We start from the raw sequence: 24,247 nt of genomic DNA, 5'->3' as shown, positions 1-24,247 counted from the left end.
AAAATCGCTCACTATTCTAAAATCAATGTACCGATGTTTCACTCCCAGGAAACCCGAGACGCCTCGACAGTAGCACGATCGACACCACAGTCAAGAGCCGAAGAAATTCGGCGGGACCACTAGTTCCACCACATAAAATTGCCTCATCGATACGGATGATTTGTGACCCGGACGTAGTCCTTCCCTCAGACCTCTTGTCCTGCCCGCCCGCCAGCCATATCGTCGAACACACGTTCGATATTGACGACTTGGCGGACAGGCGGTGACACCATGACCTCCCTTCCCGGCTCGAGGCGTGGCGCATCGCCACGCGGGCAACGCACCGCCGCCAACGCGCCCGACGCCAAGATCGGATCCGCCGCCACATCCACCGGATCAGACGGCCGATCCACACCAGGGGATGAGACCGCCACCGTGGTCGGGAGTCCCCCGACGCACTCGACCAGCTCAGAAGAGGACTCGTGGGCAACCAACGGAGACACCCGCACCCGCGAGGCGCTCGACACGAAAGCCGACGATCTCTTCAGGGAGATCTCTCTCGTCGTCCGCACGATCGCGGCCGGCCACGCGGATCTACTGACCCTGCTGGCTCAGTTCGCGGCCCTCCGGCTCCCGCCAAGCGCCGAGCAATCACTCGTCTCCGACGAGTTCGCGCCCGAAGAGATAGCCACCGCGATGGCGGTCTCGCCCCAGTCGGCCTCCGCCCAGCTGACGTTCGCCTGCACCGTCGCCCGGCGCCTTCCGAACGCAGTCGACGCACTCAGGGCGGGAGTCCTGGATCTCCAACGACTGCAGTCACTGGAGAAAGCGGTCCACCCGCTCGACGACCGCACCGCAGCCAGAGTCGAAGCACACGTGCTCGCCGGAGGAGCACGATCTAACCGGCGCGCCTTCACCGATGCCTGCAGGCGCGCCGTAGCCAGGATCGACCCCGAAGGTACGGCAGACCGCGCGGAGACCCGACGCAAGGACCGACGGGTGTGGATCTCTCCCGACGAGGACGGGACAAGCGCGCTCACAGCCGTCCTTCCCACGGAGGACGCCGAGGCCTGCTACCAGCGGATCGATCAGGCTGCCCGTTCCATCAGTGCCAACAGATCCGACGGTGACGACCGGACCCGCGCCCTGATTCGTGCCGACGTGCTGGTCGATCTACTTACGGGCCGAGGCAGCCACGCCACGCCGATGCCGTGTGACATTCAAGTCGTCGTACCCGCGACGACCCTGATGGGCCTGTCCGACGACCCCGGTGAGATTCCGGGGTACGGCCCGATCCCCGCACGAATAGCCCGGGAGATGGCCAAACGGCCGGGCTCAACCTGGCGGCGCATTCCGACCGATCCACAAGGACATCTGATCGAGGTCGCCGACCGGCGTCTACCAAGCGCCGCACAGGTCCGCCATGTTCGTGCCCGCAACCGGACCTGTGTATTCACAGGCTGCACCCGGCCATCACGCCGCACGGATACCGATCACACCATCTCCTTCTCCGAGGATGGACGGACTCTGACCAAGAATCTCGGCCCGCTGTGCCGTCGACACCACCGGATGAAACATCGTGGCCACTGGCAGGTCACACAACCCCAGGAAGGAACCTTCGTGTGGACCAGCCCACTCGGGCGAACCAGTGTCACCACCCCCGACACATATCTCGAAGTCGATGTCTCACCCGGGACTACGACCAAGAATCGGCACGCCGAGCACTTGAGGGAAGATCGCGGGCACACGCGATCCCGTCCGAAAACGCCGACCGGAGCGGGAAAGGATCCCGACTGGCAGATGCCATCCCAGACAAGGCCTGACGTGGCCCGGCGTGAGTCATCTGCTTGGCGTCAGGCAGGATCGGGGCGGGACCTGCGCCGGAGGGAACCGGGCGGCAGAGAAATCGAGGGAGTCAACCAACGTGAGGAACACAACCGCGCCTCCGGAGCTCGCGAGCCGAGTCGGATCCGTCCAGACCTCTCCGGTACGTGAGATTCTCGCGTTGACGGAACGACCAGAAGTGATCTCCTTTGCCGGTGGCCTGCCGGCGCCGGAGTTCTTCGACGCGGAGGGCATCCGGGCTGCCTACGACCGAGTGCTGAGTGAGGATCCGCGCCGGGTACTGCAGTACTCGTCGACCGAGGGCAGCCCGTTGCTGCGCGAGACGATCGCCGCACGGCTGGCTGGCCGGAGCCTACCCACTCATTCCGACGATCTTCTGATCACGACCGGCTCGCAGCAGGCGTTGACCCTCCTCATCACCGCGCTTCTCGAACCCGGGGACGCCGTTGTCGTGGAGGATCCGACCTATCTGGCTGTGCTGCAGTCGTTCGGCTACGCCGGCGCACGGGTCTACCCGGTCACCACCGACGAGCATGGCATCGTTCCCGACGCGCTCGCGGAGGTCGCGGCCCGCGAGAAGCCAAAGCTGATCTATCTCGTCCCGAACTTCCAGAACCCGACTGGTCGGACGGTCCCCGCGGAGCGCCGGTCCGCGATTGCCCGGGTCGCCGCCGAGTGCGGATTCTGGATCATCGAAGACGACCCGTACGGCGAGCTGCGGTTCGAGGGTGCCGCCGTGCCATGGATCGCGTCGATCGAGGACGCGGCGGACCGCACCATCCTGCTGGGAAGCTTCTCGAAGACGATGGCACCGGGGATGCGCCTCGGGTGGTTGCGGGCACCGGAAGTACTACGCCGCGCCTGCGTGATCGCCAAGCAGGCCGCGGACCTGCACACCTCAACGATCGACCAGGCGGCCGCGGCTCGGTATCTGATCGACAGCGACCTCGACGCGCACATCACCAGGGTCTGCGCGGCCTATCGGCCGAGGCGTGACGCGCTCCTGGCCGGGCTTCCCCGAGGGCTGCCGGCGGGCAGCACGTGGAACCGGCCGGAGGGCGGGATGTTCGTCTGGGCGCGGCTGCCCGATGGCTATGACGCCACGGCGCTCCTCTCGGCTGCGGTCAGGAGACAGGTGGCCTACGTTCCCGGAGCACCGTTCTACGCCGGGCCGGCGGATGCCGCGACGCTGCGGTTGTCCTTCACGACGCACAGCCCGGCGGAGATCGCGGAGGGGGTGACCAGGTTGGCCAAAGCACTCCGTTGAAGGCGGGTCAGCCGTTGAAGGCAGGTCAGCCGCTCGGAACGTAGCCCGTCCGCCGTGCCGCCACAGCGAGGCGAATCTCTTCGGCGATCAGGTCCGCGTTGAGGGCGGCGGCCTTCACGCCGGCGGCGGACGCCGTGATCACTGAGGCCACCACGTCTGCCACGTTTCCCGCGATCCACACCCCGGCGGCCTGGGTCGCGCCGGCGGGGTCCGACTGCACCTGTCGGCCGATCACGTGGCCGTTCAGGGCCAGGTCGGTTGATTCCAGGCCGAGCGCACCGAGTATCGCGGTGCGGGTGGTGAAGCGCGGCGCGACCGCCAGGGCCCGGCGGGGAACCACCTCCCCGTGGTGCAGTCGGACGGATTCGAGGCGGTCGTTCGCGGTCTCGAGGGCCTCGACGGCACCGGGCACGACTCGGATGCTGCGGGCGGCGAGCTGCTCGGCCTCCTCGGCCGTGGGGTCGGGACCGGTGTGGGTGAACAGGACGACGTCTTCGCTCCGCTGCCGCCAGAGAAGAGCCTGGTGTACCGCCATCGGTGAGCCGCCGAGAACGCCGATCGGCTGGTCACGGACCTTTCTATCCGTGGCAGTACGGGCAGTGCAGGACGGCGTGCCCCCACAGGCCGGCGAGTCCGGGTATGTCCGGCAGCTCGTCCACCAGACCGGTGGTCACGAGCAGCCGGCGGGCTGTGGTGACGCGGCCCTCGTCAAGCCCGACACGGAACTGGGGCGGTACTCCGGGTCCGTCAACGACGGTCGGTGTTGACGGGAGACGCTCGAGGGAGGTGACCGTGGCGGTGACGATCTCACCGCCGTAGCCGATGGCCTCGGCCCGTCCGGTTGCCAGGAGCTCACTCGGGGGGACGCCTTCCCGGCCCAGGTAGTTGTGCACGCCCGGGGCGGGCGTTGCGGAGCTCGCCCGCGTCGACCGCCAGGAGGGTCCGGCGTGCCCCGGCGAGGGTGAGTGCGCCGCTCAGACCGGCGGGCCCACCACCGACGACCATCACGTCGTAGATCTGCTTCATCCGGATACCGCCCTTCGACTGAGGAGTGTTCCGAGCCCGAATCTTCCACATCCAGGAGCGGGTTTGACAAACATCATTGCCAGAACAGCAACTTTAAGGCGAGCATGGTGGGGTGACTGTGGGAACCGAACAGGGTATCGAGGCCGTACTTGCCGCGGTCGGTCCCCGGCTGCGCGCGCTGCGCAAACAGAACGGGACAACTCTTCCCGCACTCTCCCGGGCCACCGGGATCTCGGTCAGCACGCTGTCGCGGCTGGAGTCCGGGCAGCGCCGGCTGACGCTGGAGCTGCTACTGCCCCTCGCGAAGGCCTACCAGGTCCCGCTCGACGAGCTCGTCGGCACGCCGCCGACAAGCGATCCACGGGTGCTCCCGCGGCCGTTCGAGCGCGACGGAATGACCGTCGTACCGCTGACGAGACGTCCGGGCGGACTGCGATCATTCAAGATGATCTTCCCGCCCGGGTGGCCGGCCTGTACGAGGGAACTGCAGACACACGAGGGCTACGAATGGATCTACGTGTTGTCCGGCCGGCTGCACCTGTTCCTGGGTGAGCGGGAGGTCGTCCTGACCGCCGGCGAGGTCGCCGAGTTCGACACGCACGTCCCGCATGCATTCAGCAATCCGAGCCCGGAGGCGGTGGAGGCCATCAGCCTGTTCGGGCCGCAGGGGGAACGCCTGCACGTGCGTGCCCGTCCGGCTGGATCCCGCGCGCGGGACGGCGGGCTCAGCCCACCGTGACCGGGCGGTACAGGCGGGCGTAGGCACCATCATCGGCGAGCAGCTCGCCGTGGGTGCCGTCCTCGACCACCCGGCCGTGGTCCATGACGTAGATGCGGTCGGCATCGATCACGGTGGAGAGCCGGTGCGCGATGACCAGGCAGGTCCGGCCGACCGAGAGCCGGTCGAGCGCGGCGCGGACGGCCGCCTCGGAGACGGTGTCCAGCGCCGAGGTGGCCTCGTCCAGGATCAGCACCTGAGGCGACTGCAGCAGGACCCGGGCGATGGCGAGCCGTTGACGCTCGCCGCCGGAAAGCCGGTAACCGCGAGCGCCGACACGGGTACGCAGCCCGTCCGGCAGCTGGTTGAGCAGCGCCGAGAGGTTGGCGGCGTCGAGCGCCTCGCGCAGCTCGTCGTCAGTGGCGTCGAGCCGTCCGTAGCGCAGGTTCGCCGCGATGGTGTCGTGGAACAGGTGCGGCTCCTGGGGAACGACCCCGATCAGCGAATGCAGCTCGGATGACGGAATGTCGTCCAAGGCCACGCCGCCGAGCCGGATGGTGCCGTGCTGGGGGCGGTGGATGCCGCTGGCGATGTAGGTGATGGTCGTCTTGCCGGCGCCGCTCGCCCCGACGACCGCGGTCGTCGCCCCCGGAGCAACCCGCAGGGTGACACCGCGCAGGTTCCACGCCGCGTTGTCGCGATCCGGTGTGGTGGGGCGATCCGGGGCGGTGAGGCGTGGGTCGGAGGTGGCGATGTCGTAGGAGAACCAGACGTCGTCAAGGGTGAGGTCCGGCGCCGAGGCGGCGGGGACCCGCGGACGGTGCTCGAGCGTCGCAGGCTGTCGGTCCACCGGGCGCAGCTGGGCCGACGGGCGCTGCTGGAGCGGCGGGCGTGCAGGGTCGACTGGGCGGGCTGTGGCCACCGGACGGGCCGCGGCCACTGGGAGGTCGAGCAGGGCGAAGATCCGGCGGAACGACGCACCGGCGCTGGAGAGCTCGGAGCGGAGCTCGACGGCGGAGGCGAGCGGGCCGAAGGAGACCAGGAGTGCGCCGCCGAGCGCGGCGACCGTCCCGAGCGAGGTGTGTCCCGTGGAGACCAGCCAGGCGCCGAGGGTAACGACCACCGTCATCGTCATGACGATGCCGAGGTTGACGACGAGGCGGACACGTGAGGTCAGCCGGGCCTGCTCACGGCTGGCGGCGAGCAGCTCGGCGGCGGCGGCGTCGAAGCGTTCGCATTCATGGTCCGCCCGGTCGAACAGCCGGACGTGCAGCGCGCCCGAGACCGAGGAGGTGTCCGCCACCTGGGCCATGAGCTGGCCGTCCAGCTCTCGTTGGCGGTGGGAGATGCCGGCGAGGCGGCGACGGCCGGACTTCATGATCAGCAGTGTGGCGGGGGCGAAGACCATGACCGCCAGGCTGAGCCGCCAGTCCAGCACGAAGACGACGGCGGTGCCGACGGCGATGTCAGCGACCCGGCAGATCACCGCCTGGACGACCGCGGAGACCGCGTACTGGGCGGTGATGACGTCGGTGGACATCACCGTCATCACCTCGCCCTGCTGGCTGCGGGGGAAGAAGCCGAACGGCAGGCGTTGCAGGTGGGCGTTGACGGCCTGCCGGGTCCGCACCGTGATCACGGCGCCGAGCCGGGCGATGAGCGCCATCCGGGTGGCGAGCACTGCCGACTCGAACACCAGCAGCGCGCACAGGAGGAGCACCGGGACGACGAGGTCGCCGACCTGTCCGGTCGGCAGGGAGTCGTCGATGAGGTGGCGCAGCAGGAACGGGCCGGCCGCGACCGCGACCGAGCCGATGACCGACAGGCCGACCAGGGTGGTGATCACCCGGCCCTGGTCGGCGAAGAAGCGCAGGCTGCGGGCGGACTCGTCGACGCCGGTGAGCTTCGCCACCACCCGGGCGTGCAGGCGGGTCACCCTGGTCGACGGGACGTCCACCGGCCCGCCCGACAGACACGGGCCGGACACAGACTCAGGCATCACGCCGAGAGAGACTATGCCCCCCCCCGCGAACCGTACGGCCCGTCCCGGTCTGGTCTGGTCTGGTCGTCCGGGCTAGAGCTGCATCGACTCTCCGAGGCGGGCACGCATGTCCGCGGCGAGCACCGAGACGTTCGGCTCGTTGAGCATCGTGTGGTGCTCGCCGGGGACGGTGACGATGGTGGAGTCACCGGTCAGGTGCGTGGGCCACTCGTCCCGACCGGACTCGGGGTTGTCCTCGGCGAGGTAGAGGACGGTCCGCCCGGCGTACGGCCGGACCCGGTACGACTGGGTGATGAACCGGGCCTGGTCGAAGAACACGTCGAACTGGACGAGCCCGGGGTAGCGGACGAGCCCGGTCAGCGGCAGGCGTGCCGCCTTGCGTAGCTTGGACGCGTTCGGCAGCGGGAGCCGGTCCGGCAGCAGCCGGGTGATGCGTCCCCCGCCACTGGGGTCGCCGCTGGGACGCGCGCCGCCGGCGGACTGAGCCGAGCGCGGCAGCGTGGTGTCGAGCAGCAGCAGCATCCCCACCTCCTCGCCGGCGGCGGCGAGCATGTGCGCCATCTCCAGGGCGACCAGCCCGCCGAACGAGAAGCCGGCGAGGTAGTAAGGGCCGGTCGGCTGGATCACGCGGAGCACGGCCAGGTGGCGCCGGGCGTGGCGCTCGACGCTCCAGTCGGGCAGCGCCCGGCTTTCCATTCCCTGCGCCTGCAGGCCGTAGACCCGCTGGTCGGAGCCGAGCAGGCGGGAGAGCCCTAGGAAGTTGATGGCGAGCCCGCCCGCGCCGGCGACGCAGAACAGCGGCGGACGCGAGCCGTCGACGTTGAGCGGCACGCAGGTCGGATGGGTCGGGATGCCCCGTTGGGAACCTGCCACCCGGGCCGCGAGGGCGGCGACGGTCGGCGCCTCCACCAGCACCGAGGTCGGCAGGGTCACGCCGAGACGGGTGGCGATCTCGCTGAGGAGCTGCTGGGCGAGCAGCGAGTCCCCGCCGAGCTCGAGGAAGTCGTCGTCGACGCCGACCTCATCGACCTTCAGGATCTGCGCGAACAGGTCACACAGCGCGAACTCCCAGTGGCTGCGCCCGGTGGGACGGCGGGCGGGCGGCCGGGGCGGCGGCGCCGGCAGCGCGGGCCGGTCGATCTTGCCGCGCTCGTTGCGGGGCAGCTCGTTGAGCAGGATCACCGAGGAGGGAACCATGTAGGCGGGCAGCTTCTCCCGCAGCAGGCCGCGGATCGCCACGGTCGCCGACTTCACCGCGGTGGCGCACACGACGTAGGCGACCAGCCGCGGAGGCTCGCCCTCGACGCGCTCGGCGACGACGACGGCCTCGAGGACGTCCGGCGAGGTGAGCAGGACGGTCTCGATCTCGGCGGGCTCGACCAGGTAACCACGGATCTTCACCGCGGCGTCAGCGCGGCCGAGTAGTTCGATGCACCCGTCCGGGCGTCGCCGGGCCAGATCCCCGCCGCGGTACACGACCTCGTGGGACCCGAGGTCACCGAGGACGATCTCACCGGTGACGGTGACGCCGGAGACGGGCAGGTCGTGGTCCGGGCCCGCGGAGTCCGCCGGGCTCGCCGGGCCCGCCGGGCCCGCCGGGCCCGCCAGGGCTTCGTCACCGGAAACCAGCGCACCGGAATCCCGCAGGCCGTCCGCCGGAGAATCGACACACAGGTGAACCGGCCGAAATCGCTGCGCGGTCATCTCGGGGGCGTTCCAGTAGCCGCCGGAAAGGTACCTTGACGTTACTGATATTTCGCCGGTGGCACCATCCGGTACGGGTTTGCCGTGCTCGTCGACGATCTCGATGTCCTTGCCGTCGACGGCCCATCCCGCCGGCAGTGGACCAGCCGGAATCTCGTCGCCGGATCCGACCGGGAAGAAGGCGAGCGAGGCGGTCTCGGTCGAGCCGGACCAGTTGTAGAACGTACACGTTGTAGGCAGCAGCTCGCGCAGAGCGGCGACATCCCGGCCGTACACGGCCTCACCGGAGCTGGTGACCGCGCGCAGGTCGCCCAGGATCAGCCCGGGCTCGGCGGCGCCGGCCAGCGCACGCATCAGCGACGGGGTCAGGTGCAGCGTGGTGATGCCGCGGTCGACGAGCCAGGCGGGCATCGCGCCGATCCCGCGGGCCCGCGGGTCGAACGGGTGCAGCGTGGCGCCGCAGAGCAGCCCCCAGAACATGACGGTGATGCCGGCGGCGAACGCGGTCGGCAGCACGAGGGCGATCTGGTCGGCGGCGTTCATCCCGACCCGCTCGATGCCCGCGTCCAGGTCCTTCATCACGGTCCGGTTCCGCCAGACGACGCCCTTCGGGACGCCGGTGGAGCCGGAGCTGAACACCAGGAAGGCCGGGTCGGTGGGCAGAGCCCGACGGCCCGGCAGCAGGTCGTCGTCGATCCCGGCGGTACCGACCGGCGGCCCGTCGTCAATGATCAGGGTGTGCTCCGAGCCCGACACCGTTCCGGGCTCGGGACCAGGCGTGGGACCGGTGTCGGCCGCTTCCAGCCGGGCGGCGGCGAGCAGCTCGGTGTGCGCGCTGTCGGTCACGCAGGTGGCGACCCCCGCCAGCCGCAGGATCTGCCCCAGCCGCGCCGCGGGGAGCATCGGATCGAGCGGCACGAACGGCCGCCCTGCCTTCAGCGCGCCCAGCATCGCGACGATCGCGGGCGCTCCCTGCCCCAGCAGGATCCCGATGTTGCTGTCGTCCCCCTCGACGACAAGCGAACGAGCCAGCGCGGATGAACGCGAGTCCAGCTCGGCATAGCTCAGTACAGTTTTCTCATCGCGTACCGCAATTACGTTGGCACGCGCTGTGACGATCCGAGAGAACCGCCCCACGATTGTCGGGTCGGGTTCCGCGAGATTCGCCGCCAGCACGGCCAACGGATGCGTTCCGACCATGTTTCGACCCCCCAGGCCGCTCTCGCTCCGTTTCTGGCTATCCGGAAGCATCGCCGATGATACGACCGGACAACTGCCGCCACTCCCCCACTCGGGCCATCAGAGATGCCAGGGTGGAGACTCGTCCCCGAATATCGCCACGTGACTCAGCCGGCGTGTCATGTCCCTGACATCCGTGTCCGGCAGAGCAGACACCGGAAGGACCGTGATGACGGCACCGTCCGCGACACCCGGGTACGACGACCGTGCCGGCGGGCCCGGGACGCACCGGGTGTGGGTCGAGCTCGGCGACCGCGGCTATCCCGTCGACATCGGGCCCGGCGTCCGGCGCACGCTGCCGGAGGTCGTCGCCCGGATCGACGCGTCCCGGGTCGTGATCGTCTCGGCCCGACCAGAGGACGACGCGGTACCCGATCCCGGGGTCCCGGCGCTGCGCGTCGCCGCCCGCGACGGCGAGCCGGACAAGAACCTGGCCAACGTCCAGGCGCTCTGCGAGCGGTTCGCGGCGTTCGGCCTGACCCGCACGGACGCGGTGGTCTCCTGCGGCGGCGGGACGACGACCGACGTCGTCGGGCTCGCGGCGGCGCTCTACCACCGCGGTATCGCGGTCATCCACCTCCCGACGTCGCTGCTGGCGCAGGTCGACGCGAGCGTCGGCGGCAAGACGGCGGTGAACCTGCCGGCCGGCAAGAACCTGGTCGGCGCCTACTGGCAGCCCAGCGCCGTGCTGTGCGACACCGACTACCTGGCGACGCTGCCCGCGCGCGAGTGGACCAACGGCTACGGGGAGATCGCGCGGGCGCACTTCATCGGCGCCGGCGACCTGCGCGGACGTCCCGTCGAGGAGCAGATCGCGCGCAGCGTGGCGCTCAAGGCCTCGGTCGTGGCCCGGGACGAGCGCGACTCCGGCCTGCGTCACATCCTCAACTACGGGCACACCCTGGGCCACGCGCTGGAGATCGTCACCGGCTTCGAGATGCGGCATGGCGAGGGCGTAGCGGTCGGGACGGTCTTCGCCGGCCGACTCGCCGCCGCGCTGGGCCTGATCGACGACCGGCGCGCCGACGAGCACTTCGAGGTGGTCTCGCACTACGGACTGCCGACGGCGCTGCCCGCCGGGGCCGACACGGCGGCGCTCGTCGCCGCCATGCGGCTGGACAAGAAGTCCACGAACACCGGCAAGTCCACGAACACCGGCCTCACCTTCGTCCTCGACTCGGCGGACGGCCCCCGGCTGGTTCCGGACGTCCCGGCCGACCTGGTGGTCGCGACGCTGGGCGCGATGGAACGCGAGGCGGCATGACCAGCATGGCGCGGGGGTCGGTGACGCTGGCCGCCCCGGATCCGGATCGGCGGGAGCCGGCGCGGCCGCGGGAGATCACCGGGACGACCCGGCTGTACGCCGTCGTCGGTGACCCTGTCGAGCAGGTCCAGGCGCCGATGCTGGTGAACCCGGTGTTCGCCGAGGCGGGCCTGGACGCCGTCCTGGTGCCCGTGCACGCGCGCCCGTGTGACTTCCCGACGGTGCTGGCCGGGCTGTGTGCCATGGCCAACCTGGACGGCATCCTGATCACGATCCCGCACAAGGTCGCAGCTGCGGAGCTGGCGGACGTCCGCTCCGCCGCGGCGCGGATAAGCGGCAGCGCGAACGCCCTGCGGCGCGAGCCGGACGGGCGGTGGCTGGCCGACAACTTCGATGGCGCCGGCTTCGTCCGCGGCCTGGCCCGCGCGGGGCATCGTGTGGCGGGGGCCCGGGTCCACCTGGCCGGTGCGGGCGGGGCCGGCAGCGCGATCGCGGTGGCGCTGCTCGAGGCCGGCTGTGCGAGCCTGGCCCTCCACGATCCCGACACCGCCCGTTCGGGCGAACTGCTGGGACGGCTGGACGCGCACTGGCCCGGTCGGGCTGGTGCGGCGGCGGCGCCCACGCCGGCCGGGCAGGTCGATCTGATCGTGAACGCCACGCCGCTCGGGCTGCGACCGGCCGACCCGTTGCCGTTCGACCCCGCGATGCTGCCGGCGGGCTGCGTCGTGGCGGACATCATCATGAAGCCGGCGCGCACCCGGCTGCTGCAGGCGGCGGCCGAGCGCGGTCTGCCCGCCCATCCGGGCATCCACATGCTGGCCGAACAGGTCGACCTGTACCGCACCTTCTTCAGCCTGCCGGGCGCGCGGTGAGCCCCGCCGGCGCGGCCGACGCTGCCAGCCCGCCCAGCGCTGCCAGCCCGGCCGGCCCAGCCAGCCCAGCCGGCACGGTCGGCCATCTCGGCATCGACGTCGGTGGCACCAAGGTCGCGCTGCGGCTGGTGCCGGTCGGCGGCGCGCCCCGTGAGGCGAGCTTCCGGTGGTCGGCGGGCGTGCCGGCCGAGACCGACCTGCGCGATCTCGGGGCGGGCGTGGCGGCGCTGCTCGGCGAGTGGGGCGGGCGGCTGGCCGGCGTCGGCGTCGCGATGCCGGCGACGGTCGACCCGTCCGGTCGGGTCACGGCCTGGCCGAGCCGGCCGTCGTGGACGGGCCTGGACCTCGGTCAGGCGGTTCGCGAGCTCGCCGCGGGCGCGCCGGTGGCCCTCGGCGACGACGGTGACCTCGCCGCGCTTGCCGAAGCGGACCATGCCGGCAGCGCGAACCTGGTCTACGTGGGGGTCGGCACGGGCATCGGCGGCGGCATCGTGCTCGACGGACGGCTCTGCCCCGGCACCGCGCGCGGCTCGTGCGAGATCGGCCATCTCATCGTGGCGCTGGACGGGCCGCGGTGCCGATGCGGGCGGGACGGCTGCCTGCAGGCCCTCGCGTCCGGACCGGCCACGCTGCGCCGGGCCACCGAACTACGCGCCACCGCCCGACCGGGCGCGTCAGACGAACCAGGCGCGTCAGACGAACCGGCCGCGGCCGCCGAGGTGACCCATCCGGAGCTGCGCGAGGCCTGGGTGGAGGGTGCGGGCTGGGCCCGCGCCGCGGTCGGGACGACGGCGCGCGCGATCGCGGGCGCGCTGGTCGGGCTGACCGAGCTGGTGCGGCCGGATCTCGCGGTGGTCGGCGGCGGGTTCGCGGACGGGCTGCCCGGGCTCGTCGACGCGATCACCGTGCAGGCCCAGGCGATGGCCCGGCCGGGCCATCCGCCGGTGCCCGTCCGGGCGGCGGCGCTGGGCGGGCTGTCATCACTGGCGGGCGCGGTGATCCTCGCCCGCCACGCCGATGAGGGACGCGGCGACGGCCGCGACCTCGACCGGGAACGCCGCACCGACCACCTCGGTCTCGACCTCGACCCGGCCCGGAGCGTGCTCCGGACGGGGTGAGCCAGCCGGCGACCGGCGGGGCCCGACGCGAAAACCCGGGCCCCGCAGACGGCCATCCACACACCGCGCCGTCCGCACAGCGCAGCGTTCACACCGCGCGGTGGTCACCGAGCAGGCCGAGGAGCTCACGCGGGGAGCGCAGCACCGAGTCGGGGCCGGCCGCCAACAGCTCGGCCTCGTCGGTCTCCCCCCACATCGCGGCGACCGCCCGCACCCCGGCGCCGCGGGCGCTCTGGATGTCGGTCACCGCGTCGCCGATCATCATCGCCTCGCCGGGCGCGGCACCGAGCACGTCGAGGGCGAGCAGGACGATGTCCGGGGCCGGCTTGGGGTGGGCCACCTCGTCGGAGCCGATGACCCGTTCGAAGTAGTCAACGATCTCCAGCTCGGTGAGCAGCGCGCGGGCCCGCGGGCCGCTCTTGCCCGTCGCCACCGCGAGCCGCAGGCCGCGCTCGCGCAGGTCGCCGAGCAGCTCCCGGACGCCCTCGAAAAGCAGGACCTTGCGGGAGAGCCGATAGCTCTCCCGGACGAAGGGCTCCTCCATCTCGAGCGGCAGGCCCATGATCCGCATGATGTCCGGGAAGTACCGTCCGAGGTGGCGGTTGTACTCCTCGAACGGCGCGGGGCCTGGCCCGACCACCTCGGCATAGGCGATCATGAACGCCTCGCGCATGACGGCGTGGCTGTCGACGATCACACCGTCAAGGTCGAAAACGATCGCGTGGGTGCCCATCGGTTCCCCCCCAAGGCTCGGCGTTGCGGTCGGCGGTGGGTGCTCGCGGCGTCAGAACGCGACCCGGGCGGCCGGGATGGTGTGGTTCCGCGGTCGCGCGGAGTCGTAGACCCGCTCGATGGCGGCGATCGTCGACCGGGCCTGGGCGACGGCCCGGCCGCGCTGCCCGGCGTCGGCGAGCAGCGCCGGGAGCTCGTCGAGCTGGCGGCGGTACTCGGCGCCGATCGGCTCGGTGACGACGTCGACGGCGCTGTCCACGCCGTCCTTCGTCCAGGTCAGCGTGGACGCGGGATGCCGGTTCGGGCTGAAGCCGAAGGTGCAGCGCAGCTCGGCCGTGCCGGCGCTGCCCTCGACCCGGATCACCGTCGCGTCGAGCGCCTGGTGCGACGCCCAGCTCGCGCGCAGCGACACCGACACGCCACTGCCCGCGACGAGGAACGCGCGGACCGTGTCCTCAACGTCGCCTCCGGCCCGGGACTGGGCGGCGTCCTCGTGCCGCCAGGCCGCGCCCCAGGCGGCGTTGGCGACGAAGTCGCTGGAGACGGTCCCGACGGCCTGGACGAAGCCGTCCGTGCCCACGAACGGCGCGACCGCGTCGAGCAGGTGCCAGCCGAGGTCGACCAGCGCCCCGCCCCCGGCGAGGCTGCGCTGGGTGAACCAGCCGCCGGCGTCGGGAACACCGCGGGCGCGCACCCACGAGACGTCCACGTGCCGGATCTCACCGAGCCGCCCGGCGAGGTCGTAGAGCGCGCGGGTATCGGCCCGGAAGCGGGACGCGCTGCCGGCCAGCAGCATCGCCCCGCCGGCCAGCTCGGCGGCGGCCAGGGTGTCGGCCTCGGCGGTGCTGAGGCAGACGGGCTTCTCCAGGAAGACCGGGACCCCGACGTTTAGCAACCGTGCGGCTACAAAGCTGTGCAGGTGGTTGGGGACCGCCACGACGGCGAGGTCCACCTCGGCCCGCCGCAGCGCGTCGGGGTCGTCGAACAGCCCGACCGGTGCCTGGCCGTCCAGCGCCGCGGCCAGCTCGGCCCGGGCCGCCGCGTCGGGGTCGACCAGCGCGACCACGTCGTACGCGGCGTGCTCGCGCAGGCGGGGCAGCCAGATCGACCGCCCGGCCCAGCCGAGCCCGACCACGGCGACGCGCACCCGGCCCGGGGCCGCGGAGACCACGGTCACCGAGGACGCGACGGACGGCGGGGCCACCGGCGCCGCCAGGGCCTCAGCGGAGGCCAGAGCCTCCGATGCCACCAGAGCCTGCGACGCCACCAGAACCTCGGACGACGCCAGGGCGCTCGCGGAGACGAGGGCCTCCCCGGACCCGAGGGCCTCCGCGGGCACCGGGGCCGCCGACGGCGCCACAGGCGTACTCGGAGCAGCCGGAGCGGCCGGCGAGCTCACGGTCGTCGTCACGCGTCCGCCAGCGTCTCGGCGATGATCGCCGCGATGTCGTGCATCTGCTCCTCGGTGCCGAGCAGCGTGCGGTGGTGCAGCCAGATGCCGTCCGCGCTCAGCGCCTCGACGTTCGGGCAGCGCGCGGCGATCTGGTCCACGGTCTCGTCGGGCGCGCCGGTCTCCCAGAAGCCGTCCGAGCGGTAGATCGAGCGGAACGCCGCGAACGCCGGCAGGCCGCGCTCGATCAGCGCGTCGACGAGGGCGTTGCGCCGCTCCTCGCCGAAGCCGGGCACCCGGAACATCGCCATGTAGTGCGAGTTGCGGTCACAGCGCGGGTCGCGGCTCTGCGGGACCACGCCGGGGATCTCGGCGAGCAGGCCGGACAGCACCGGCCAGCGCTGCTCACGGGTGTCGATCTGGCCGCCGAGCCGGGCGAGCTGCGCGCGCAGCACGGATGCCGAGAACTCGTTCATCCGGAAGTTCGAGCCGGACGTCTGGTGGAAGTAGCGGCGATCCGTCCGCGGACGGCCACAGCTGTGCCGCAGGAACGCCTGCTCGTACAGTTCGGCATCCGGGAAGGTCACCGCACCGCCCTCGCCGGCCGTCATCAGCTTGCCGTTCTGGAAGCTGAAGGCCGCGACGCTGCCGTGCTCGCCGACCTTGCGGCCCTGCCACTGCGTGCCGTGGGCGTGCGCGGCGTCCTGGATGATCGGGACACCGGTGTTCGCGGAGATCTTGGCGAGCGCGTCCATGTCCGACAGGTGACCGGCCATGTGGACCGGCATGATCGCCTTCGTCCGCGGTGTGATCGCGGTCTCCACCGCCGCCGGGTCGATGCAGTAGGTGTCGAGGTCGACGTCGACCGGGACGGCGACGGCACCGAGCCGCTGGGCGGCCTGCGACGAGGAGATGAACGTGAACCCGGGGACGATGACCTCCGTGCCGGGGCCGACCCCGAGCACCTGCAGCGCCAGCTCGAGCGCGTGGGTGCCGTTCGTCACCGCGAGGGCGTAGGGCGAGCCGTGGTACTCGGCGAACTCCCGCTCGAACGCGTCGACCTCGCCACCGCCCATGCGCCACCACTGACCCTGTTCCAGCGCGCGGATCAGTCCGTCACGTTCCGCGCCGTCGAACTGCGGCCAGGCGGGAAACTCGGGCGCCGGGCGTCGACTGTCGCTCATATACCTAACCCTTCATGACGGATACAGATGCCTGCGAGGCTGCGGCGATGTCGACAGCCCCCCCATGCCGGCCTTCGGCGGACGAAATCCATCGAACCCGGTGCGCAAAGGACGGTACTACGGGAACACCAGGCAACCGGCAGCGCTCTCCCGGATGTCCGCGGACGACGCTGTCACCACCCCGACACCACGGGTCCCCACCACCATCGAGCTTGCGAATCCGGCCGAGAGCGGGTAGGAGCAGCGCCACAGAGCCGGACCCCGACCGGGAGAGAAGCGCGGGCCCTGTTATAAACACCGTGCCCGGACATCCGCTACACCCTTGCAGAGGTACGCTGTGAGCAATCTTCTCCTGCTGAACGGCCCGAACCTCGGGATTCTCGGCAGGCGCCAGCCCGAGATCTACGGAACGGCCACACTCCGCGACATTGAGGAGGCCATGGCCGCGCGGGTCGCCGCCCGGGGCTGGAAGATCGTGTCGGTCCAGCGCGAGTCCGAGGGCGAGCTGATCCACGCCATCCAGGACAACTACGACTCCGTGGGTGCGGTCGTCAACCCGGGTGCGCTCATGGTCGCCGGCTGGAGCCTGCGCGACGCGTTGGCCAACTACCCGCGGCCGTGGATCGAGGTGCACCTGTCGAACGTGTGGGCTCGTGAATCGTTCCGGCACGAATCGGTCATCTCGCCGCTGGCCGCCGGAATCATCGCCGGGCTCGGCCCGCTCGGCTACGAACTGGCCGCCGACGCGCTCACGAAGACCGTCACAGCACCCTGAATCTGCGGCACCGCCGGGATGCGGCGCATTGCGCCGATGCCTACTCGCGCGCAACAGTCGTCACCGTGACGACTACGTCACGTTGAAGCTCACGCCCGGCATCGGCGGTGGGCGGACCGGTGCCGCCGCGAACCGCCCCGCCCGGCACCTACGGGCTACCCCCGGACGACGATTACCGGCGCAACGGAATTCGCTGTGGGCCGGCGGCCCACCCCGGTCGGACCAGACCTGGACCGGCCGCCGGGTATGAGCCAGACCAGCAGTCACGTAAGAGTAGATCCGTGCACGGGTACGAACCCACCGGGCACCCACCGGTCGGGCACGTTGGGGTGGAATTGGATTTCCCGACACAGGCTGTTGCCCCATTCTCGATGAGCACGGTCATGTTCCCGCGCCCGGCACTGCTACAGTTCTGGGCGGGAGGGGACCCACCGAGGCAACGCATTGTGAAGACGGGAGGGCACGTGCCCGCGGCTCGCCCCATGAGGAATCCCGCCGCCCGGCCGCGCACCGTCGAATACGGCTTCGGCGACGACGCCGCCGCTGGCGCGGACACCGATCACCAGACGTCGATTCACCCGGAGACCAATCACCCGGAGACCAATCACCCGGCGAGCGCTCACCGGACCACGAGTCACTCAACCGCGAGGCCCCCGGCCGCAGCACGCGCGACCGGCTCGCGCTCGAGCGGCGCGCACGGATCGCGGCGGCCGCCGCTCGATGGCCGGCTCGCCCGCACGGCGTTCGCGGTCACCGCGGCGCTGACGCTACTCGGTGGGGTCGGTCTCGGCCGGGGCCTCGCCGGCTCCGACGGCTCCGACTCCGCGGTGGACGCGCTCGCGGCGACCGGGGCCGGCCGCGTGCCCCCGCCCGCCGCCGTCCACACGACCGGGCCCACCGTCACCGCACCCGCGCGGCCGGCTGCCTCCGGGCTCACCGCGGTACAGGTGCCCACGGCCGCGCTCACGAGCGCTCCGCCGCCCGCCGCCGCGCAGGCCCTGCCGGTGGCGGCGCCGCCGGCGCCCGCCGCCGCGGCCGAGGGGAACCCGTTCGCCGGCGCCCGGTTCTACATCGATCCCGCGGACCAGGTCGCCGCCGCGATCAACGCGCTGCGCGGCGGGAATCCCTCCGCCATCGCTGCGCTGGAGAAGATTCTGCGTGGCGCGCACGCGGACTGGTTCGGATATGCCGATCCGGCCACGACCCAGCGCAACGTGGCCGGCCGGGCCGGCACCATCAGGGGTAACGGCGCGTTGCCCGTCTTCGTGGCCTACGCGATTCCGAACCGCGACTGCGGAAGCTATTCCGCCGGCGGCGCCGGTGGCGCGCAGGGTTATCGCGACTGGATCGCCGCCTTTGCCGCCGGGATCGCCGGCGGGCCGGCCGCGGTCGTGCTCGAGCCCGACGCCATCGCCCAGATCGACTGCCTCTCCCCCGCCGACCAGCAGACGCGCTACGGGATGCTGTCGAACGCGGTCGACGTCCTGAACGCCGCCGGGGCGACCGTCTACCTCGACGCCGGCAACGCCGGCTGGCACAGCGCCGCCACCATCGCCGCCCGGCTGAAGTCGGCGGGCGTCGACCGGGCGCGCGGATTCGCACTGAACGTGTCGAACTTCGGTACCACCGCCAGCGAAGTCGCCTTCGGTGACGCGGTCAACGCCGCGCTGGGCGGCGGAGCCCACTTCGTCGTGGACACCAGTCGCAACGGCCTGGGCCCGGCGCCGGACAACGCCTGGTGCAACCCGCCCGGCCGCGCGCTCGGAACGCCGCCCACCGCCGCGACGGGCGACAGCGACGTCGACGCATTCTTCTGGGTGAAGATCCCCGGGGAGTCGGACGGCACCTGCAACGGCGGCCCCGCCGCCGGCCAGTTCTGGCCGGACTACGCCGTCGGCCTGGGCAGCCGGGCCGGCTGAGGAACGCTGATCAGGGCCGCTGCCTGGCCCGATGGTGGAACGGCCGGCGCCATGCCCGGTTGGGCACGGCGCCGGCGGCGGGCGGCGGCGGCGTTGTCGGTTTCCGCGCCGCCACAGTCCGGATCATTTCCGCGCCGTACCAGTTCAAGCAGGGTGCCACCTGCTTCGACACAAACATCTGACCGCGGCCACCGGTGTCAGAAATACGCGAGGCCCCGGTACCCGCGGCCGATCCCCACGAATGTGTGTTGCCTGATCGTCACGCTGTCAGAGCGCCGATCAAGCCGAAAAGAGCAGCCGGTCAGTAAAGTTTCGTGGGTGTTTCGACCGGACCTGGAAAGCCGTCAGATTTCCCTCCCCGAGCAGACCGTCGAGCTACCGGCGGACCTCCTGGATCCGCTCGCGCACGTCGTCGCGGAGGTATTTCCGCAGCTGGTGGCCCATATTCCGCCCACCCCCGCGGCTGAGCTCGGCCGGCTCGGCGCGACGGCGCCCGCTCCGGTCCCGCTCCCGCCCGCACCCGCCGGACCGGTGTTGACCGCGTTGCGTTCGGCCGGGCCGCGCCTACCGGAACGACTGCTCGGCGCGCTCGAGCTCGCCATCGACGAGCTTCCGCTGCGCGCCCCGCGCGGCCTGGCCAGGGGCCTGGTCGACGCCCCGCCGAACGGGCCGCGCGGCGGGAACGGATCGCGCGCGTCCGCGGCCGCCGCAGGCGAGTCCGAGGCGGTCCAGGCGGTCGCGATCCTGGATGAGGTCCATCCCGGGGTGTCCGATCTGATCCACAGCTACCTGCGCGCGCTGGTCGAGCATCCCGCCGTGGCCCCGCTGCTGGCGGCGGACGACCCCGCCGCGGCCGGCCCGCTCGACGGCCGCGGCTCGGACGGCCGCGGCTCGGACGACCGCCCGCTCGACGGCACCGCACTCGGCAGCACCGCGAACGGCGAATCCGCGTTCGGCGGGAGCCTGTTCGGGCCGCCGGACGAGCCGGCCGACGAGCCCACCCTGGCCGCCCGGCGCGGGGCCGCCCACCTGGCGCTCGCGGTCACCGTCGCCGCCGCCGTCCTGCGGGAGCTGGACCCGCCGATGATCGGCACCGGCGCGCCGGGGATCGTCGGCACGGCCGTGGGGTCCGTCGCGCTGGTGCTGCCGGGCCGGCCGATGCCACTCGCCTACCCGGCCGCACTGCTGGCCCGGCGCCGCGCGGAGTACCGGCTGCCGCGGCAGGCCGCCGGCTGCGTCACCGTCGACGGGCACTGCTTCGGGCTGGTGGAGGGCGAGCTGCCGAATCCGCCGAGCTTCGCCCGCAACGGCCTGGTGGAGGCCGTCTCCGGCGGTGTCCTCGTCCGGACCGGCATGGGCACGGGCCGGGTACGGGTGTCGCTGCGGGTGCTGGCGACACCGCCGGCCCCGCCGGTCCCCGCCGACGCCGTCCGCTGGGACGAGATCGTCGACGTGAGCTGGACGGCCGCGAACGGCGCCGCCGCGGTGGCCGGCGCCGGAGCGAGCGCCGGCGGCGGCGGCACCACGACAACGGGCGTCGGCGCCGGGGCCGGCTCGGCCGCCGACCTCGGCCACCTGACGACACCGCCCTGGCCCGGGGACTACCGGCTGCGGGTTTACGCCCACGGCCGGGACGGCGCCGGCGAGGACGAGACCTACGAGCTGGTGGTGTGGAGCGCCCCGGCCGCGCCCGAGACCGTCCACCGGCGCACCGACCAGCTGGGGCACCGGCTGCGCGGCGAGGAGCTTCCGCCGGTCGTGACGGTGCCGGAGACCCGCTACCGGTGGGTGCGCCGGCGCAGCGCCTTCCGCGAGGCCGCCACGTTCACCATCGTGGTCGGCGCCTCGCCCGAGGACGTCGTGCGCTGCTTCGACGCCGATCCCGGCGCGCCGTGCTCGCTGTCCCGGCTGCGCGCCGACCGGCGCACCGACCCGTACGTGCTGGTCCTGCCGCTCGACGGCGACGACCGCGCGGTGCTCGCCGTCGAGGACAACGGCTTCCAGGGCTCCCGGCACCCGGTGCTGTCCGCGGTCTCCCGGCACGGCCTGGCGGCGAGCATGTTCTGGAACATCAACGCGCTCACCCGGCTCTCGCTCGCCCGGGACGGCGAGGTGCTCGCCGCGTTCGAACCGGGGCCGGACGCCGTCCCCGACGCGGTCGTGCCGCTCCTGCGGGACGTCGACCTGGCCGGCGCGACGGACCGGGTCGCCAAGGGCCTCGTCGTCGTCGAACGGTTCACCGGGCATCCGGTCCTCTCCGAGCACCTGGACCGGATCATCGAGAACGACGTGGCGTACCTGATCAACCAGCACTGACCGGGCGGATCCACGTCATTCGGCCCGCAGCGCGGTCGTGGCCCTGGTCCCGGCCGCCCAGCCGGCCGGGACCAGGGCGCCGAGCACCGCGATCAGCAGGCCGCCGAGGACCAGCAGGGCGGCGGCCACCGGGCCGTACACGTCGATGTACGCCCGTGGCATGCCGGTCCTGGCGGCCGTGCCCATCAGCGGGACGACGCGGTGGTGCAGCGCGACGCCGGCCGGCACCCCCATCGCCGCGGCGCAGACGCCGATGCCCCCGGCCGAGGTCAGCACCATCGCGAGGACCTGCCGCGGCGTCATGCCCACCGCCTTGACGACACCGAGGTCGTGGACACGCTCCCGGGTGTCCAGGACGACGGTGTTGAGCACGCCGAGGCCCGCGACGACCACCAGGAGCAGCGTGAGCGAGGCGATCAGCGCGTCCATGACCGCGATCACCTCGGAGCCCTCCTCGAGGTTCGCCCGCACCACCGCCGGGTGGGAGGCGAGCGCGTCCTGCAGGGTGTCGACGTAGCGCACCAGGTCGGTCCCCGGCTGGAGATCGATGCTGAAACTGTCGACGGCCAGGCCGAGATCGAGACCGCGCAGCGAGGTCTCGTCGGTGGCGAGGTCGACAGTGTCGTCATCGAGATCGAAGACCTCGCCGACGATCCGCAGGGCCACCGACACCCCGTGGTCGGTGACGGTCACGGTGTCGCCGATCCCCGCGCCGGTCTCGTTCAGGAACCGCGTGTCGGCGACCGCCTCGCCCGGCCCCCGGAACCAGTCACCGGAGATCATCGGACGTGCGCCCCAGGATGAGTCGCCGGTGTGGGCGGTGACCGTCACCGGCCCGACGATCCCGAGCGTGTACACCTCGGCGTGCGCGCTGGTGAAGAAGCGGGCGGTACCCGGCTGCGCCGCGATCACCTTGGCCACGTCCGCGGCATCGCCCGCGTCCGCCACCTCACCCGCCGCGACCGGTGCCTGTGCCGGGCCCGGTGCCGCGGCTCCCGACTTCGGGCCATGCGCCACCCGGACGTGGGTGCTCACGACGACCTCTCCGGCCTCGTCCCGGCTGTTGTCCGCCGCGATGGAGTCGAGTGTCGAGGCCAGGCCGACCGCGAACGAGACCCCCAGCGCCCCGAAGCCCACCGCGACGGCGAGCACGCCCGAGCGGGCGGGACGGGCGAACGGATGGGCGAGCCCCAGACTCAACGGCCGTGGCAGCGGCAGCCGGGCGGCGAGCCGGCCCGCCCACCGACCGCGGCCCGGTCGGGGCACGCGCCCGAGCCGCATCGCGTCGACGGGGCTGCGTCGCCCGGCGTGCAGGGCGGGCAGCAGCGCGGCGACGGCGACGAGCGCGAGCGCGCCCGCGCCGACGGCCGCGTCGACCCAGAGCGGCACGGACGGCGCGACGGCGCCGTAGGCGGCCGCCGACCCGTCGAAGACCACCATGGCGAGCAGGTTGCCGCACAGGATGCCGAGGCCGACACCGCCCGTGGCCGGGACGAGCACCTGGGCGACGTGTGCCCCGGCCGCCTGGGCCGGGGTGAGCCCCAGCGATCTCAGCACCCCGGTGCGCCAGATCGTCGCGCCGACGCCACCCGCGACGACGGTGCCGACGATCAGCACGGACATGGCCAGGCCGAGCACGCCGAACGCGGCCACGAACGGCGTGAACACCGCGGTCCGGACGAGCGCGCCCGCCCGGACGTCCAGGTAGGACCTGGTCCCGGTCACCGCGCCGGCGGGCATCCCCGCCGAGATCGCCGCCCGGCCGGAGTCGATCGCGTTCTCGGTGCCGGCGGCGGTGAGCCGGTAGAGCATCTGGAGGCCCGCCGGAACGTCCCGCGAGACGAACGCCGCCAGGGCGTCCGGCGCGACCCAGGCCCGGGCGCTGCCACCGGCCGAGTGAGCGAGACCCACCACGGTCAGCACGGGGGCTCCGGGCAGGTCGGGCAGCTGGAGGCGGGCGCCGAGCAGCGAGGGTGGCAGGGAGTCCGGGTCGAGAACGATCTCTCCTCGGTTGGTGGCCCATCGGCCCTCGATGACAGCGACCTGGTCGATCGAATCGGGGCCGCTGTCCGGCTGGTTCCGACCGACCACGGTCAGGGATGGCAGTCCGAGCCCGACGGGCAGTCCCGGCGGGCCGCCGACGATCCGGGGCCGCAGCTCGGCGACGGGGAACGGGCCGGCGGCCTGCGCCACCGGCGCCGCCGACCCGGTGGCGGCGAGCCGCGCGGCCGTCACCTTCGTCGCGTCGAACTGGACCGTGAGGTGCGCGCCGTGCTGGGCTGCGAACGCGCGGTCGAACGGTGCGCGTGACCCGGCGATCAGACCGAGCGCGAGCACCGAGGCCGTCACGGCGAGCAGCGTGGTCAGAGCCACCACCGACGCCTGCGCCCGGCGCCGGCCGACACCGGCGAGCACGACCCGTGCCAACGGCCCGGCGGGGTTCATCGGGACACCGGCGCCGGGCCACCGGTCACGGTCCCGCCGGTCCCGCCGACGGCGGACCCGTCGGTGCCGCAGGCTGCTGTCGTCTCAGCGTCCCGGGCGACGGACCCGTGGGTGTCCCGGGCGACGGTCCCGTCCGCCAGCTCGACGGTGCGGCTCGCGCACGAGGTGGCGAGCGCCGCATCGTGGGTGACCAGGAGAAGTGTCTGCCCGTCGGCATTGACCGCGGCCAGCAGGTCCCGGACCTGGGCGGCGGCGACGCTGTCCAGCGCACCGGTCGGCTCGTCCGCGAGGAGAAGCGCGGGCCGGTTCATCAGTGCGCGGGCGACGGCGACCCGCTGGCGCTCGCCGCCGGACAGCCGTCCCGGGTAGGCGCCGCCGTGCCTGGCCACACCGAGGTAGCCGAGCAGCTCGTCGGGCCGGGCGGGCCCCCCGGGCGGCCGGGGGGCCGCGCG

The 24,247-nt window shown here is 72.4% G+C and carries 19 protein-coding genes; 9 read left to right on the top strand and 10 right to left on the bottom strand.

The genetic code is table 11. The features are described 5' to 3' along the window. Nucleotides 1–270: 270 nt before the first annotated feature. Nucleotides 271–1,974: an HNH endonuclease signature motif containing protein gene (locus AC559T_RS34375; RefSeq protein ID WP_498871344.1), complete on the top strand. Its 1,704-nt coding sequence runs from the start codon at nt 271–273 to the stop codon at nt 1,972–1,974. Next, nucleotides 1,904–3,091 (top strand): aminotransferase-like domain-containing protein, encoded by a 1,188-nt coding sequence (locus AC559T_RS34370; protein WP_071060264.1) that lies wholly within the window; start codon nt 1,904–1,906, stop codon nt 3,089–3,091. The genes AC559T_RS34375 and AC559T_RS34370 overlap by 71 nt, the downstream gene beginning before the upstream one ends. Nucleotides 3,092–3,116: 25 nt before the next feature. On the opposite strand, the gene AC559T_RS34365 is transcribed toward AC559T_RS34370, so the two are convergent. The 3 genes from AC559T_RS34365 to AC559T_RS34355 are packed head-to-tail and all read right to left on the bottom strand — an operon-like array spanning nt 3,117 to nt 4,117. After that, the gene (locus AC559T_RS34365; RefSeq protein ID WP_235013548.1) at nt 3,117–3,626 is read right to left on the bottom strand and encodes a hypothetical protein; all 510 of its coding nucleotides are present in this window, start codon (nt 3,624–3,626) and stop codon (nt 3,117–3,119) included. Between the two features lie 43 nt (nt 3,627–3,669). Beyond that, entirely contained in the window at nt 3,670–3,984 is a 315-nt protein-coding gene (locus AC559T_RS34360; RefSeq protein ID WP_241831208.1) for an NAD(P)/FAD-dependent oxidoreductase, read from the bottom strand. Then, on the bottom strand, nt 3,944–4,117 hold the full coding sequence (locus AC559T_RS34355; RefSeq protein ID WP_200835117.1) for an FAD-binding protein: 174 nt from the start codon (nt 4,115–4,117) through the stop codon (nt 3,944–3,946). The genes AC559T_RS34360 and AC559T_RS34355 overlap by 41 nt, the downstream gene beginning before the upstream one ends. Nucleotides 4,118–4,229: 112 nt before the next feature. On the opposite strand from AC559T_RS34355, the gene AC559T_RS34350 reads away from it, so the two are divergent. Beyond that, nucleotides 4,230–4,856 (top strand): helix-turn-helix domain-containing protein, encoded by a 627-nt coding sequence (locus AC559T_RS34350; protein ID WP_165938616.1) that lies wholly within the window; start codon nt 4,230–4,232, stop codon nt 4,854–4,856. Here AC559T_RS34350 and AC559T_RS34345 read toward each other — a convergent pair. After that, nucleotides 4,843–6,834, bottom strand: a complete 1,992-nt coding sequence (locus AC559T_RS34345) for an ABC transporter ATP-binding protein (protein ID WP_498871343.1) — start codon at nt 6,832–6,834, stop codon at nt 4,843–4,845. The two genes, AC559T_RS34350 and AC559T_RS34345, sit on opposite strands and share 14 nt — an antisense overlap. Before the next feature lie 75 nt (nt 6,835–6,909). Continuing rightward, nucleotides 6,910–9,741 carry an alpha/beta fold hydrolase gene (locus tag AC559T_RS34340; protein ID WP_498871342.1) on the bottom strand — a complete coding sequence of 944 codons (2,832 nt, stop codon included), beginning with the start codon at nt 9,739–9,741 and terminating at the stop codon, nt 6,910–6,912. Between the two features lie 208 nt (nt 9,742–9,949). Between AC559T_RS34340 and AC559T_RS34335 the strand changes: the two genes are divergently transcribed. The 3 genes from AC559T_RS34335 to AC559T_RS34325 are packed head-to-tail and all read left to right on the top strand — an operon-like array spanning nt 9,950 to nt 13,034. Continuing rightward, complete coding sequence (locus tag AC559T_RS34335; RefSeq protein WP_498871341.1) at nt 9,950–11,044, top strand: 3-dehydroquinate synthase family protein; 1,095 nt, start codon at nt 9,950–9,952, stop codon at nt 11,042–11,044. Further along, on the top strand, nt 11,041–11,916 hold the full coding sequence (locus AC559T_RS34330) for a shikimate dehydrogenase family protein (protein WP_112104602.1): 876 nt from the start codon (nt 11,041–11,043) through the stop codon (nt 11,914–11,916). Before AC559T_RS34335 ends, AC559T_RS34330 begins: the two co-directional genes overlap by 4 nt. Further along, a complete protein-coding gene (locus tag AC559T_RS34325) occupies nt 11,913–13,034 on the top strand; it encodes an ROK family protein (RefSeq protein WP_498871340.1) in 1,122 nt (373 codons plus the stop codon). Before AC559T_RS34330 ends, AC559T_RS34325 begins: the two co-directional genes overlap by 4 nt. Before the next feature lie 88 nt (nt 13,035–13,122). Here the strand turns inward: AC559T_RS34325 and AC559T_RS34320 are convergent, their stop codons facing one another. From AC559T_RS34320 to AC559T_RS34310, 3 genes are all read right to left on the bottom strand, one after another. Next, entirely contained in the window at nt 13,123–13,767 is a 645-nt protein-coding gene (locus AC559T_RS34320) for an HAD-IA family hydrolase (RefSeq protein ID WP_020459272.1), read from the bottom strand. Between the two features lie 51 nt (nt 13,768–13,818). Beyond that, complete coding sequence (locus AC559T_RS34315) at nt 13,819–14,913, bottom strand: Gfo/Idh/MocA family protein (RefSeq protein WP_498871345.1); 1,095 nt, start codon at nt 14,911–14,913, stop codon at nt 13,819–13,821. A 260-nt stretch (nt 14,914–15,173) separates the two neighbouring features. After that, entirely contained in the window at nt 15,174–16,340 is a 1,167-nt protein-coding gene (locus AC559T_RS34310) for a DegT/DnrJ/EryC1/StrS family aminotransferase (protein ID WP_112104604.1), read from the bottom strand. Between the two features lie 337 nt (nt 16,341–16,677). Here AC559T_RS34310 and AC559T_RS34305 point away from each other — a divergent pair, with 337 nt between their 5' ends. The 3 genes from AC559T_RS34305 to AC559T_RS34295 all read left to right on the top strand — a co-directional run bounded on the left by AC559T_RS34305 (nt 16,678) and on the right by AC559T_RS34295 (nt 21,350). Beyond that, nucleotides 16,678–17,115: a type II 3-dehydroquinate dehydratase gene (locus tag AC559T_RS34305; RefSeq protein ID WP_498871339.1), complete on the top strand. Its 438-nt coding sequence runs from the start codon at nt 16,678–16,680 to the stop codon at nt 17,113–17,115. Nucleotides 17,116–17,597: 482 nt separating this feature from the next. Beyond that, on the top strand, nt 17,598–19,034 hold the full coding sequence (locus tag AC559T_RS34300; RefSeq protein ID WP_498871338.1) for a glycoside hydrolase family 6 protein: 1,437 nt from the start codon (nt 17,598–17,600) through the stop codon (nt 19,032–19,034). 318 nt (nt 19,035–19,352) lie between these two features. Next, nucleotides 19,353–21,350: a DUF6461 domain-containing protein gene (locus AC559T_RS34295; RefSeq protein WP_498871337.1), complete on the top strand. Its 1,998-nt coding sequence runs from the start codon at nt 19,353–19,355 to the stop codon at nt 21,348–21,350. A gap of 15 nt (nt 21,351–21,365) precedes the next feature. Here AC559T_RS34295 and AC559T_RS34290 read toward each other — a convergent pair whose 3' ends face one another. Both AC559T_RS34290 and AC559T_RS34285 read right to left on the bottom strand, forming a co-directional pair. Then, nucleotides 21,366–23,795, bottom strand: coding sequence for an ABC transporter permease (locus tag AC559T_RS34290; protein WP_498871336.1), 2,430 nt, complete (start codon nt 23,793–23,795; stop codon nt 21,366–21,368). After that, on the bottom strand, nt 23,792–24,247 hold a 456-nt coding region (locus AC559T_RS34285; protein WP_498871335.1), incomplete at its 5' end, for an ATP-binding cassette domain-containing protein. The genes AC559T_RS34285 and AC559T_RS34290, both read right to left, overlap by 4 nt.

Origin of the sequence: Frankia sp. Hr75.2 (assembly GCF_949319125.1) — a bacterium.
Taxonomy (GTDB): domain Bacteria; phylum Actinomycetota; class Actinomycetes; order Frankiales; family Frankiaceae; genus Parafrankia; species Parafrankia soli.
Note: the sequence above shows the minus strand (reverse complement) of the source record. Positions and strands in the feature narration are given on the sequence as shown.